Genomic DNA, 13,405 nt, shown 5'->3' with positions numbered 1-13,405 from the left:
CAAAAAAAGCTTATCTCCTCAAGCCCAGTGTCTTAATTACATCCGCGTATCTGTCGTAGTCTTTTTTAAGAAGATAGTCAAGATGTTTTCTTCTTCTGTTGACCATTTTCAAGAGTCCGGTTCTGGAATGATGGTCTTTCTTGTGTGTCTTCAGGTGTTCGGTCAAAAGTTTTATTTTTTCGGTGAGAATAGCAACCTGAACCTCGGGTGAACCGGTGTCGTTTTCTTTTCTCGAAAATTTCTTTATAAGTTTGTTTTTATCTGTTGAAGTCATGGGCACGTTAAACCTCCTGATTTCTTTTTTACCCTCAACTGCTCGACATCTTTCTCTATTTGTCTTTTCAGCTCCTGTATGCTATCAAATTTTAACACATCTCTCAATCTCAAAATGAAATCAATTTCAATACATTCCCCGAAGACGAAAGGTTTCCAATCCGGTATGAAAACTTCAAATTTCCTGACGTCTGAGAAAGTCGGAGAATTACCTATGAATGCTAATGCAAGATACGGTTTTAAGTCAAGATAAATTCTCACCACGTAAACACCCTCTCCAACTTCCGTCATATCGGGATTTAAAGAGATGTTTATTGTTGGGAAACCAATTTTACCGCCTCTTCCGGCTCCCCTCGTGTGAATGCCATCCGTTTTATAATGCCTTCCCAAATGCTTTGCGGCAGTTTCTACATTCCCCGAATTAAGAATGTACCGTATATAGGTGCTCGAAACCACAACACCATCTATTATCTTGGGTCTCACTGCCGTAAAATCCATATCGAGTTCGGATGCGATCTTTCCCATGGCGTCACTGTCTGCTTCCCTGTTTTTACCAAGGTGATGATTGAATCCGACAACCAGGTGATCTGTTGAATATCTCTTTTTCACGATTTCTCTCAAAAATTCCTCTGCTGACAACAAAGATAATTTTTCGTCAAATCGGATTACTTCGATGTTTTTTACGCCTAAACTTCTGATTATTCTGTATTTATGATCATAATCTGCTAGCAGTGACGGTGATTTACCCGTCAGAAATTTTTTAGGATGAGGATAAAAAGTTATGAGCACAGGCAAAAGCGACTTTTTTTCCGAGACGGCTACAAGTTTTTCAATTATTTTTCTGTGCCCCAGATGAGGACCGTCAAATATTCCTATCGTGACGGCGCTTTTTCTTAATCGTGACATTTTTAAATTACAAAATGATTTTTTTCACAAAAAAATCTTGTTGATCTTCAAAACACCGTCGTCTCTTTCGAGAATTGCCGAAAGAGCGCCTTCTGTATCCAGGACAATCGCGTATTTACAGGTTTCGTCTTTAAATTCAATAAAATCTTTCTCGGTAAAATCGTCGCCAATGCACGGTAAATGGGACAAAGCTTTTTCGAACGGAAAATATTTAATCTCACCGTCGAGTGAAATAGCATCTTCGATATTCATGTTGCCGATCGAAATTCTTCTTATGTCCTGGCAATATGCGCCGACACCGGTTTTTTCGCCGATATCCCTCGCCAGAGAGCGAATATATGTTCCGGAGCTTACGACAGCTTCCATTTCAACTACGGGCCAACTGAAATCTCTTACAGAAAGGGATCGGATACGGACGCTTCTTTCCTTGAGAACCGGTTCACAGCCTTTTCTCGCAAGTTTGTAAGCTCTTTTTCCGTTAACCTTGACCGCTGAGTGAATTGGGGGCTTTTGTGCTATGTTTCCCCTGAAAGCATTTAAGATTTCTTCGAAAAATGAAACGTCCGATTTTCCGGGATCTTTCTCTGAAATTATTTTTCCTTCCGAATCATCGGTCTCTGTTTTCTTCCCAAAAAGTACACTGAATCTGTAAAGCTTGTCTGCCGAAAGAATGTACCTGTTCAATTTGGTTGCTTTTCCGGAAAGGATCACAAGCAAACCCGAAGCGGCAGGATCAATAGTCCCTGCGTGACCGGCTTTATCAAGATTAGCTCTCCTTATTATTACGTCGAGAGCTTTTCGGGACGATATCCCCTTGGGTTTATCTAAAAGTATTATTCCTGAGTTTCGGATCAATTGACGGTCTCTTCATCACCACCAGACATTCAGTGTGAATCTGTAATTGCTCGTGGGGAAATCGTAGAGCGGGGAATCCACGCCGAGGTCGAAGTTGAAGTTTCTGAATTTGACTCCGCCGCCGTAAGTGAAGCCTTTTCTTGATCCGGCTTCGTCTATGAAATATCCCAATCTGAAATATATCATCTCGTAATAACCGAGCTCCAGACCGGCGGCTTTCCATGTGTCGTCCCAAATATAACTGTACTGTTTGTCCTTCATCTCGTCGACTATCCCGACAATGACTTTTATTAAATCGAGCGAAAGTCTCGCTTCCCATAATTTCATAGGAATTTTTGTCGAGTCCGTAGGCGCGTCGTACGAAGCCCAGAGATAAGACGCACCGAGACGCACGGTTTGAGGGAGAGGATCTTTTTCACCCGTTTCCGTGTAACTCAGCCCCGGCCCCAGATTCTGCAAAGCCGCACCCAAAGTCAATCCTCCGAAGGGTTTGTACAAAATTCCTCCGTCGAGAGCCCATGAAGCTCCGGCTCCTCCGCCTTTCGTGTTCAGCAGTCGACTGACAAGCCATGAAGGTGCAAGATAACTGTATATAAACTTGAGTCCGAGACCGACAGAAAGTCTGTCTGAAAGTGCTATGCCGTAATTAGCTGTGGTGGCCAGATCGAAAGTACGAAATTTGGCTATTTGATTTCCGTTTTCATCCGTGGCTTCTGTCTCGCCTGTCGTCAAGTATATAAGATTAAATCCCAGAGTGCCTATGTCGCTTACAGGCATTGCGAAACCGAGATATTCGTAATACATGCTAGGATAAAGCCCCGGAAGCCAGTTGGCGTGCATCAGCGAAAATACTTTTGTGTCTATGAATCCGAGTCCGGCGGGGTTGTAGTAACAGGCAAAAGCGTCGTCGGAGACTGCCGTGTAAGCCCCTCCCATTCCAACGGATCTTGCTCCGGGAAATATTGTAAGAAATATTGCAGCGGCTTGATTGGTGCTCGCTGAAAGCGAATTAAATAAAGCAATGGAAATCATCAAGGTAAGTAAAATCTTTTTCAAAAATTCCTCCTCTGTCTATTAGCTAAACTCTCATCCAAAAGTAAAAAATGTTTTTCCTTCAATAAACCTGATTTTATCTAACGATAAACTGATTTTTACCGTACGATAAAAATCTTTCCCACTCTTGACACTTCTCTTTCGGAACCGGCGGTTTCTGTACTTCTGGTCACAGCATTTATCCTGTAAAGATAAATCCCGTTCGCAGGCCTGTCTCCCTCAGAATCCAAACCGTTCCAGTAAACGCTGTTGAAGCCGCTTGTCACCTCCCCGGCTTCAATCACTTCTATCAGTTTTCCTGTTACCGTGTATATCTCTATAGTGACGTCAGCGTATCCTGATGTCAAAATAAAAGTAAAGTTGGTTGAATTCTCCATCGGGTTGGGAAAATTCATGACGTTGGTGATGTCTGGCGCGGATGAACTCTCCACATTGAAACTCCATGCGAAAACACCTCTGTTGCCCATGTTGTCCGATACGGCCACAGTGAGTTCGTGTTCTCCGGATTCATTTCCGAAATCGAAAGTCTTCTTTATTCTGCCTCGCACACTGCTAGAAACGTCGTATTTGAAAAATCTGCCGGCCAATGTGTCCAGCGATCCGTTGTCTATCCTTAAAAACAGCACGTTTTCAGGCAATGGCGTAAGATTTATTCCGCTTTGATCCTCGAACACTATCTCCATTTCGAGAGGATTCTGGACTATGTCGCCTGAATCCGACAATATTCTCCCTTTGACAAGAACGTAAACTTTAGGAGCCGCACTGTCTCCCGACGGCTGTTCATCGGTCCCGGAACATGGAAGCTCGAGATGGCCTCTCGCCTCTTTTGCCGAGTTCCAAGCATAGGCATATATCATGAAGCGCCTCATGTCGCTTTGATCGCCCGACCTCAGCATTTTGGAAGGGGTCGTGAACGTTGCGGTGAAAGAGTTGCCGTCAACAGTTGTCAAAACTTCGTAAACAGGCAGTCCGGGTATGAACTGGTCCGAAAAATAATATGTGAAATCGTTTGGTAAGGGAATTGCCCTGTGCATGTAATCGTGACTGTCCGGCCTCTGAGGTGGTATCACTATCACAGAAGCCCAGCCGTCTCCGAACGATGGATCGTCTATTGTTCCCGTCAAAGTGTAGGTCACTCTTCCGTCAACCGTGTCCACCGGAGCAAGTGAAAGAGAGGTCAGAACAGGAGAACTCACTGACGTAAGAGTACCGTTTCCCGTGGTTGAACTGATGTCGGACAATCCTGAGGCAAGCATTTTGTCTCTTCCGAGGTCCATTGATATTCCTATTGTGTCTTTGAAAGGAATCAACGCCGGATCGCCGAAACTGAGATAATGCCAGCTGTTTGCGTGAACTGTGTTTTTTACAACTAACGTCACTTCTCCTGTGGAGAGGTGATCGCCAAGGACACTCAGCATTAAATTAACTGCGAGCGGGTAATTGTCGGAAGGAAAAGTCGCTCTTGAAGCGCCCCATGTAAAAATGGCGCCTTTGTCTGGTTTTATCTGTATTCCGTCCGCCATAGAACTGTATGTAGTCCTGTCAAAAGCCCCGACTCCGCAGGAGCCGAAATAGCATATTGGCTGTCTTATCTCGTTCTCGAGGGCGTCGACGTCAGAAGGGTTCCTGAACACCGCTTCGTGCGTTAAAACCGTCAAATTACCGTGCCCCATGAATAACAGCATGAAACAACCCTTGTTAAGTTCCTGTCTCAGATCCTGAGCGGCGAGAGGTTTTTCGCCGGGACTGTAGTTGTACGGAGGTCCCGCTGTCTGTGTCGTGCCCAGATAATTCATCAGATAGACTTTCACCGGCTGGTAATCCTGCGACAAGAACCTCGAAATGCTCTCTGTCTGGTAATTATGAATATATTCATTGTAAGATTGGTCAACTCTCGAAGCGTATTCGTCATCGGCTAGAAACAGCACTCTGCTCTTCCACGAACCGAAAGACGATGAGTTTTCATATCTGATAATCTTTTCGACGTTCTGGTTTATGTCGACGTTCGTCAGAGCGGTTATTCTGCCCACGCACATGTCGGGATACCGGTTCCCGTCGAAATCTACGTACCAGTCGTCAAAGCACGAATTGAAATTCTGCATGGAGAAATATTTAACAACACCGCCTTCTTCGTGTGCCGGAAAAGCGCCTCTGAAGGGTGTTCTTCTCTCGATGTTCCTGTAATCATATGTGCCGCAACCCATAAACAAAACGTAGCCGGGTATTGGATCATAGTTTTCACTCGCCCATTTGAGGTAGTTCCTTATAGCCGTCGGATCGGACATCCCGTGCCCAAAATTGTCGTAAACCTCCTGAAGTTCGACGACGAGCACCTGAGGGTTTATGCCTCCGGGAAAATGCGACCTTCTGTATGAAGCGAGTTTCTCTGCGGCGTTCAAAAACTGATGCGGGGTTATTATTATGTAATCCGCACCTGTTATCCTTTTTAAAGCAAATGGATCGGCATATCTTATGTTTACAGGTTTCATCAGGGAATTCGAAACGATGAATCCGGAATTTGAATCTCCGGGCCATGCGAATTTGACAGTGTCTCCGGACACTGTGTAATTCACTATTCCTGTAGGATTGTAAGGATCGTCAATGTTCCAGACATAAAGACCGCCTGAGCTTACTCCTTTTACGTTAAAACCGAGAACTGTGTCCCCCGCGCCTGCATTCACGCCGAAAACGAGCATGCCTTCGTGTGTCTGATACTTTCTCTGATAAATCACGTCAGTCAAATCGTACATTATAAAATCGCTGGAATTCTGATAAACCCTGTAAAGTTGTACTTCCTGATTGTTCGTCCCTTCCCTCAAAACTCCAGTGCAGGGAAATGAAATTATCCTCGGGCTTATCGAATGCTCGTCGGCCCATTCGGCCGTTCCTATCTGTGATCCGTTTAACCTGACACGCATTCTATGCATATTGACCGAGTCAGTCGAACCCGAAAACACGTGGAGATTCATCTGAGCCTGTCCGGCAGGCGATTGGACATTGTAAGATATTGAAAAACCTGCAACTTCGTCGCCGGGATTTCTGGATATCTCTCTGTGTATAAATCTGAGACCTGACTGCGAAGGACTCAGACTGTCCGTCTCAACGTGAACGGTGTCGAGAAACGACGTCTGAATAAAAGACCCGGTCATCGGCAGGGAATTCTGATTTACCAGCCTCCTGCCGTTTTCTCCGCCCCACGTCAGCCAGTAAACTACCGTGTCCGACCACGGGCTGTGATACGAGGTAACGGAGTAAGGAAAATTATTCTTGTCGTAACCTTTGAGAGACGACGCGTAAAATATTATCCTGTCCCCGGCATCGAATTTGTTATCTCCCCCGTCCTGGACTATTATGGGGATCTCGTACTGAAAACTGTCGTGTATTGTGTCCGCCAGGTACCAGCTCAAAGCTTTTGCCTCCCCGCAAAACACAGATAGTGTAACCGGATCTATGGCGTCCAAATTGACACCGGCGTTCTCGAGATCGGATCCGCTTACTTCATACAGCCCCTCCTCGATAAGCGAAATCCTGTAATAAGGCTGGTCGGAAAATGTACGGATCCTCTCTGTGTTTCCTTCTGCGAATATTGAAGCGTGAGTATAGTTTTCCGCCATGAAAGATATTATCCTCAGCCATGACTCCGAAGGCACGACTGATGATGTGTTGTCTGAAAATGTCGCTTCTATTTTTATGTTCTCGGCAAAGGTTATCCGTCCGTCCGCATAAGTGACAGGATACGTCTCTATCCTCACCAGCCGCCAATATCCAATTTTAAAAGGTTCGGATTCAATGTATGAATAACCGGGATAAGCTTTGGTGTAATATTTATTGTCGGGTTCATAGACAAGATTCTCTTCTTTCCATTGCGGAACAGGAAGAACCGGATTGACGAGCTGTCGAGTCCTGCCGCCCGAAAACGATACGTCGAATGAATAACTCCCGCGCGGAGGAACTATGAAAATAAAAGATTTTGATGGCAGCTGGGGCGCTCCTGTCTCAGCAAAACAGGAAAGACCTGGACCCGGCTTAATAAAAGAATAAACTCTGCCGGAAACAAAAAAATCGCTGATTTCCATCTCCGGGACCTGGTAATTGACAAAATATTTCTCGGAAATCAACTGATTGAAAAAAGAAAATAAAATGAGTAATCCTGTAATGCATTTATTTTTCATAAATTTGCCTGTCCGCCCTTTCAGCTTCATCTATCAACATGATAGGTATGTCATCTTCTATCTTGTATGCCAACTTGCAGTTTTTACACAAAAGCCGGTTGATCCCGGATTTATATTCGAGTTCGCCCTTGCATTTAGGGCAAACTAATATGTCGAGAAGCCTTTTGTCGAGCATAACTTAACTCCTTTACAGGCAAAATATAACCTTTAATTCTGGAAAGGCAAAAGATCTGCAATATTTTACATAGAATGAACTTATCTTTATCAACTCCTGTAAGAATTCTATTTCCGTAAAGTTAAGCTGTCAAACAATTTTCATCAGTTTATACAAACATCAGGTTTTTTCAAGATCACTCTTTTATTCTCACCTGCCCGGAAAGAAATGGCGAATTCAAAACAGATCTTATAAAATCGATGTCGAAATCCCCCCCTCTTTCCCAAATAAACGAATAGCTTCCATCGGCAGTACGCGAATCTGCGACAGCCACCAAAGAGCCGTCTACCACCAGTCCGATTGCCGCACCTTCATGCAAATTGCGGATTTTTTCACCCGATTCGTCTGAAAATAAAATTTTAAGAGAAATCCTGTCTATAGCGCTGTATGAAACATCCGATTCCATAATTACGTCTTTCCGGCAGTCCAACACTGGTTTTAAGAGTATCGCCGGTTTGTAAGGTATTCCCGCAATAAATCCAATCCTGCTGTCAGAGCCGAATTCCTCTCTCAGCAAAACACTGTCGTTGATATACTTTCCCGGGTCATCATGTATCCACCTGACTTCTCTGATTTCCCAATATCCTTCCATCGTCAGCAGATCTCTCATGAATGGGGATTCTCTTTCCGACATGAATTCGATTTCACTGCTTCTTCTGAAAGAGGAAATTTTAATCTCCTCGCAGCCGCAGTTTCTCAGCCTTGAACTTATAGCCAGGGTGTCCTGCATGCTGTCTATCTCAACTTTAAAAAAATAATAGAAAAGAGAAGGTGCTCGAATTTCGCCGGAAATTCCAACCCCCGTGATCTCAAAACTCCACAAAAACGAGGAATCCGGACTGAAAACTTTTACTGATTGTATCAATGTGTCTTTGACGCCAATAATTATTTCACCCGTTGTTATTATTTTTCCGAGCGGGTCAAAAAGAGGCAGGTTCGGTTTGAAAGCGAAAAAATAAATCTCTGCCCCGGCGGATTTTTCCGGGAGAAAGACAAAATTGCTATCCATAAGTACGAGGTCAGTTTGGAAATAGAGATCCGACATGTCAGTCCTCGGATACTCTTCCCATTTTTCTGAAATGAAATGATATTCTCTGGAACCAAGCGCGATCACTTCGTCTGAAAACTGGCCTTCGGTGATATATTTCGGTTTCAGATGAACTCTGTCGGGAAACTGGAAGCGAACAGAATAATACATCTTCACGTCAGGATACATTTCAAAACCTGTTCGTTCAATCGTCAGATCTGCGCTGAAACCCGTCAATCCGAAAGTTTTCTCAAGCGCTTCGAACACCAGGGATCCGTCGATCTGAACTGAGTCGGCAATAGATTGGGGTCCGCTTTTAGGTCCGCAGGAAATAACAGTTGCCACGGGTACAACGATCAGTGCAGCAAGTTTTCCTTTGAAAATTTTACCGGATAAAGTTCTGAAAGTTTCCATGTTTTTCTTTCCCCGTTTTTGTTTATTGTTATTATAGAGGGATCTTCTGAAAACTCGGCGATGACCTGAAGACAGGCTCCGCAAGGAACGAGTCCTTCGTCCGAGGCGATGCATAAATTTTTAATCAATTTTCCGCCGGAAATAATCATGGCCGAAACGGCTGTTCTTTCCGCGCATATAGTGAGGCCGAATGAGGCGTTTTCGACATTGCATCCGCAGAAGACTTTTCCCCTGTCATCTTCGATAGCGGCTCCGACTTTTATGCCGGAATACGGAGCGTAAGCGAATTCTTTTGCAGAATGAGCTTTCGCAGAGAGGTCTTCCCGGATTCCGGCAAACTCGTCTGACCACTTGATGCTATAGATGTCTGCTCGTCTGTCGTTGAAAATATTGTTTGTCCCAGTGACGTTTTTATCAAGTGCCAGAGACGGTTCTATGTCTGCTTCGAGAAGTCCTTCTTCTTGATCAAGAGACGAGATCACCGTGCCTGATACGTCTACAATCTGGGATTGTCCTGTGAACTCGTAATCATCCGTTCCTTCCCTTTCCCGTCCGGTTCTGTTAGCCGTCGCCACAAAAACCCTGTTTGTCACGGCTCTCTCCTTCATCGCAGTATGACACCATGGCAAAACAAGATTTGCGCAATGAATAAAAACCTGAACTCCGTCGAGGGTTCTCAGTCTGAAAAGTTCGGTGAAAAACCAATCAAAGCAGATGAGAACACAAAAAAGCGTTCCTTTGAAAAAGATGACTGGCGGAGGTGTATCACCTTGAGTAAAAATGGATTTTTCTCTCGAGAAAAGATGAAGTTTTCTGTAAACGCTAATTTCGCCGTCCGGAGTGAATATTCCCGCAGAGTTGAAAACGCACTCACCTGATTTTTCAGCAAAACCTGCGACTATCATGCAGTTTTTTTCAAAGGAAAGCTTCTTGAATGTCGAAGCAGTTTCATTATCTTCTCCAAAATCATCGGAAAAGGGCATTATTGATTTTTTACTCGGATATGCGTAACCTGTAGTAGCAAGTTCAGGAAATACAACGACGTCTCCAGTGGCCTTTGATGCTAATTCTCTGATATTAGAAAGATTGCCGTCCTTGTCGCCGACTTTCGGGGCGAACTGGACGAGACTCAATCTCACCATGAACCTGGAACGCCTGTACTCTCGCCTAATTTTATTGCGGGGGCGATAACACTGATGTTTAGAGTCAGTTTATCGCTCATAAAATATGTCATTCTTCCCGCTGATACCAGGTAATTGCCTCTGTTTTCTCCGAAATGCCTGACGTAGGATACATCGACATCTACCAAAAGATTACTCGAAGGCATAAACCTTTTTGTCGCTCCTGCCCAGGAATACATATAACCGTCCGATGAACCTGCAAAACCAAAGTTATAATAAATGCTTTTGGAAGGAAGACGGAAGTTGGATATGTCCATATTTTCCACTGTGTTTCTTGGAGTAAAATCATCGGAAAGCAGCTTTACAGGCAACGCGAGTGAAAAAAATATTATTGACGCTATCAATGTAAATCTCATTTTTCCTCCATTTTGCTTTTATATTAAACTCCCTGGCCTCCACTGTCAAATATCATTTTTCTTGAAAAAAACTCTGCGATAATGTAATTAGAAGTAAAAAAGCGGAGGTGTTATGTTTAAAATTCTAGCAATCAATCCCGGTGCGACTTCGACAAAAATCGGTATGTTTCACGACGACAAACCTGTTTTCGCCGACATCATCAGACACGAAGGAAATGAAATTGCCAGGTTCAATCGTTCCGTCGATCAGTATCAATACAGGAAAAAAGTCCTTCTCGAAGCGCTGAATTCCAGGAAAATCGACCTGAAAGAAATATCCGCAGTGATTGGAAGGGGAGGCCCGTTCAAACCTCTGGTGGGAGGCGTTTACGAAGTCAACGACGCCATGATAAATGACGTTATGAACGGAAACGTCCAAGCCGAGCACGTCTCATTAATAGGATGTCTCCTGGCCAGAGAAATTGCCGCTCTCGCCGGCTGCCCAGCTTTCATAGCCGATCCCGTCTCTGTAGACGAGTTCGAAGATCAGGCGAGAATTTCCGGATTTCCTGATTTGCCGAGGAAAAGTCTGTCTCACGCTCTGAACATGAAAATGGTCGGCAGAAAAGCGGCGGCGGAACTCGGTAAAAAATACGACGAGGTCAATCTCGTCATAGCCCATCTCGGAGGCGGAATAAGCGTCTCTCCCCACAAAAAAGGCAGGATAATAGACGCTAACAACGCCAACGACGGAGGCCCCATGTCGCCTCAGCGTTCCGGCTATCTGCCCGTGACGGGACTTGTAAAAATGTGTTTCAGCGGGAAACACAACGAAAAGCAGATAATGGACATGATACTTAAAAACGGAGGATTGAAAGCTCATCTCGGCACCGACGATTTGAGGGAAGTCCTGAAAATGATTGAAGGAGGAGATTCCCGTGCCGAATTGATTTTTATGTCGCTCGTATATCAGATATCAAAAGAGATTGGCGCGATGTCGGCGGCGCTCAAAGGAGAAGTTGACGCCATAGTCCTGACGGGAGGGATGGCTTACCAGAAAGAACTCACGGAAAAAATCGTGGAATATGTATCCTGGATAGCTCCTGTGATGACATTTCCGGGAGAAGATGAACTCGAAGCTCTGAATTTGGCCGCCCTGATGGCGCTTAAAAAGGAAACCGAACCTGCAAAATACGCCTGACAACAGAAAAAATTCCAAATCAGCCGTTTTTCTGTCAGCGGCAGCACTGCTGTATGGCATTATAGCTTTGTGCGCCGGATCATATTCAATCTTACCGGACAATATAGATTTGAGTCCCGTTTTTCAGAAATTGATGACCGTAAACAGAGGACTCGTACTCAGTTTGGGAATTTTTTTCATCATCTCCGGTATTTCGGCGCTGCTTCGCCGGAAATGGGCACTCACACTCATTGTTTCAGCTTCCTGTTTCAGGATATTGCTGCTTTTTGTCTCACTCGGCATGACTGTAACTCTCCTCAGAAGCCCATCTTATCTCGGAAAAATTGAAACTGAAACAGGTACTTTCGGGTGGACAGCAATTTACCTGACTTTGGCCGGAATATTCTTGTTGGAAGCGTCAATCCCCGTTATGTTTCTTGTAATGGCTTCATTAAAATCGGTCAAAGAGTATTTTGAAACGCCTGCCAAAAACACAGAACCATGAAACGCCTGTTTTAATGAGTTGATTAAACCGCTCAAAAGTATTACATTTACTTAAAACACCGTTAAATAGCAACCAGGAGGAACTGTGAACACCAGTGATTGCATTGCCGCTGAAGAAAAATTAGGAGCCCACAACTATCATCCGCTGGACGTAGTCATCGAAAAGGGTTCGGGAGTTTGGGTTTGGGACGTCGACGGAAACAAATACATGGATTTTCTTGCGGCATACTCCGCTTTAAATCAGGGCCATTGCCACCCAAGACTTGTCAAGGTCATGCAAGAACAGGCGTCAAAACTCACCCTGACATCAAGAGCGTTCAGAAACGACAAACTGCCTCTTTTCTACAAAGAATGCAACAAACTGACAGGATACGAAGCGGTATTGCCGATGAACTCAGGGGCAGAAGCGGTCGAAACGGCTATAAAGGTCGTAAGAAAATGGGGTTACGACATAAAAAAAGTCAAACCGGGTAAAGCAAAAATAATAATTAGCGCAAATAATTTTCACGGCAGGACAATTACAATAATAAGTTTTTCCACTGAACCTTTGTACAAAGAAGGTTTTGGACCCTTCACCGAAGGCTTTGAAGTGATCCCTTTCGGAGACATCAAAGCTCTCGAAAAAGCCATGGATGAAAACACGGTGGCATTTATGACAGAGCCTATTCAGGGTGAAGCCGGAATAATAATTCCTCCGGACGGATTTCTGAAACAGGCTCAGGACCTCTGCAGAAAAAACAACGCGTTGTTCATACTTGATGAAATTCAATCCGGCTTGGGCCGAACCGGAAAACTGTTCGCCTATCAGCATGAAGAAGGCGTTAAACCCGACGGAATAATTGCGGGCAAAGCCCTCTCCGGAGGATTTTATCCGGTTTCGGCTTTCATGACGAGCAGAGAGATAATGGACGTCATAAAACCCGGCTCACACGGCAGCACTTTCGGAGGCAGCCCCCTTGCCGCAGCCGTTGCAACCGAAGCACTGAAAATAATCGCTGAAGAAGACCTGCCTGGCAATTCAGATAAAATGGGCAAATATCTTCTGGAAAACTTGAGAAAAATGAAAATAAAAAACCTGAAAGAACTGAGGGGAAAAGGACTCTGGATAGGCCTTGAGTTAAACGAAAGCGTCCGCAGTAAAGCAGAATTGTTGAAAGAAAAAGGAATCCTTTGCAAAGAGACTCACATCACGACGCTCCGTTTCGCTCCCCCTCTCGTAATAACCAAAGATGAGATTGACTGGTCTCTCGAAAGGATGTCTTCGGTTCTTGAACAATAATTTCAAGGAGTC

At 44.5% G+C, this 13,405-nt stretch carries 12 protein-coding genes; 3 read left to right on the top strand and 9 right to left on the bottom strand.

Annotated features, from left to right (window positions below; genetic code table 11):
• Positions 1-10: 10 nt before the first annotated feature.
• From rpsO to JXL83_00485, 9 genes are all read right to left on the bottom strand, one after another.
• A complete protein-coding gene (gene rpsO, locus JXL83_00525; GenBank protein ID MBN2362597.1) occupies positions 11-280 on the bottom strand; it encodes a 30S ribosomal protein S15 in 270 nt (89 codons plus the stop codon).
• Positions 271-1,179 (bottom strand): riboflavin biosynthesis protein RibF, encoded by a 909-nt coding sequence (gene ribF, locus JXL83_00520; GenBank protein ID MBN2362596.1) that lies wholly within the window; start codon positions 1,177-1,179, stop codon positions 271-273. Before ribF ends, rpsO begins: the two co-directional genes overlap by 10 nt.
• 24 nt (positions 1,180-1,203) lie before the next feature.
• A complete protein-coding gene (truB, locus tag JXL83_00515; protein ID MBN2362595.1) occupies positions 1,204-2,034 on the bottom strand; it encodes a tRNA pseudouridine(55) synthase TruB in 831 nt (276 codons plus the stop codon).
• 15 nt (positions 2,035-2,049) lie between these two features.
• The gene (locus JXL83_00510) at positions 2,050-3,090 is read right to left on the bottom strand and encodes a PorV/PorQ family protein (GenBank protein ID MBN2362594.1); all 1,041 of its coding nucleotides are present in this window, start codon (positions 3,088-3,090) and stop codon (positions 2,050-2,052) included.
• A gap of 95 nt (positions 3,091-3,185) precedes the next feature.
• Positions 3,186-7,259, bottom strand: coding sequence for a T9SS type A sorting domain-containing protein (locus JXL83_00505; protein MBN2362593.1), 4,074 nt, complete (start codon positions 7,257-7,259; stop codon positions 3,186-3,188).
• Positions 7,249-7,434, bottom strand: a complete 186-nt coding sequence (locus JXL83_00500) for a Trm112 family protein (protein ID MBN2362592.1) — start codon at positions 7,432-7,434, stop codon at positions 7,249-7,251. The genes JXL83_00505 and JXL83_00500 overlap by 11 nt, the downstream gene beginning before the upstream one ends.
• Positions 7,435-7,609: 175 nt before the next feature.
• Complete coding sequence (locus tag JXL83_00495) at positions 7,610-8,914, bottom strand: hypothetical protein (GenBank protein MBN2362591.1); 1,305 nt, start codon at positions 8,912-8,914, stop codon at positions 7,610-7,612.
• Positions 8,857-10,056: a cytidine deaminase gene (gene cdd / locus JXL83_00490; protein ID MBN2362590.1), complete on the bottom strand. Its 1,200-nt coding sequence runs from the start codon at positions 10,054-10,056 to the stop codon at positions 8,857-8,859. Before cdd ends, JXL83_00495 begins: the two co-directional genes overlap by 58 nt.
• Positions 10,050-10,451, bottom strand: coding sequence for a hypothetical protein (locus JXL83_00485; GenBank protein MBN2362589.1), 402 nt, complete (start codon positions 10,449-10,451; stop codon positions 10,050-10,052). Before JXL83_00485 ends, cdd begins: the two co-directional genes overlap by 7 nt.
• A gap of 112 nt (positions 10,452-10,563) precedes the next feature.
• On the opposite strand from JXL83_00485, the gene buk reads away from it, so the two are divergent.
• From buk to rocD, 3 genes are all read left to right on the top strand, one after another.
• Complete coding sequence (gene buk, locus JXL83_00480; protein ID MBN2362588.1) at positions 10,564-11,631, top strand: butyrate kinase; 1,068 nt, start codon at positions 10,564-10,566, stop codon at positions 11,629-11,631.
• 133 nt (positions 11,632-11,764) lie between these two features.
• On the top strand, positions 11,765-12,115 hold the full coding sequence (locus tag JXL83_00475; GenBank protein ID MBN2362587.1) for a hypothetical protein: 351 nt from the start codon (positions 11,765-11,767) through the stop codon (positions 12,113-12,115).
• Positions 12,116-12,199: 84 nt separating this feature from the next.
• Positions 12,200-13,393, top strand: a complete 1,194-nt coding sequence (gene rocD / locus JXL83_00470; GenBank protein ID MBN2362586.1) for an ornithine--oxo-acid transaminase — start codon at positions 12,200-12,202, stop codon at positions 13,391-13,393.
• Positions 13,394-13,405: the final 12 nt, after the last annotated feature.

The organism is candidate division WOR-3 bacterium, assembly GCA_016934535.1.
In the GTDB taxonomy this organism is placed as follows: domain Bacteria; phylum SDB-A; class SDB-A; order SDB-A; family SDB-A; genus JAFGIG01.
This window is presented reverse-complemented; position numbering and strand designations above follow the sequence as displayed.

Coding starts and splice junctions, on each gene's coding strand:
- ribF (MBN2362596.1), bottom strand. CDS start 1,179: ATGTCACGATTAAGAAAAAGCGCCGTCACGATAGGAATATTTGACGGT.
- JXL83_00505 (MBN2362593.1), bottom strand. CDS start 7,259: ATGAAAAATAAATGCATTACAGGATTACTCATTTTATTTTCTTTTTTC.
- JXL83_00500 (MBN2362592.1), bottom strand. CDS start 7,434: ATGCTCGACAAAAGGCTTCTCGACATATTAGTTTGCCCTAAATGCAAG.
- JXL83_00495 (MBN2362591.1), bottom strand. CDS start 8,914: ATGGAAACTTTCAGAACTTTATCCGGTAAAATTTTCAAAGGAAAACTT.
- cdd (MBN2362590.1), bottom strand. CDS start 10,056: ATGGTGAGATTGAGTCTCGTCCAGTTCGCCCCGAAAGTCGGCGACAAG.
- JXL83_00485 (MBN2362589.1), bottom strand. CDS start 10,451: ATGAGATTTACATTGATAGCGTCAATAATATTTTTTTCACTCGCGTTG.
- buk (MBN2362588.1), top strand. CDS start 10,564: ATGTTTAAAATTCTAGCAATCAATCCCGGTGCGACTTCGACAAAAATC.
- JXL83_00475 (MBN2362587.1), top strand. CDS start 11,765: ATGACCGTAAACAGAGGACTCGTACTCAGTTTGGGAATTTTTTTCATC.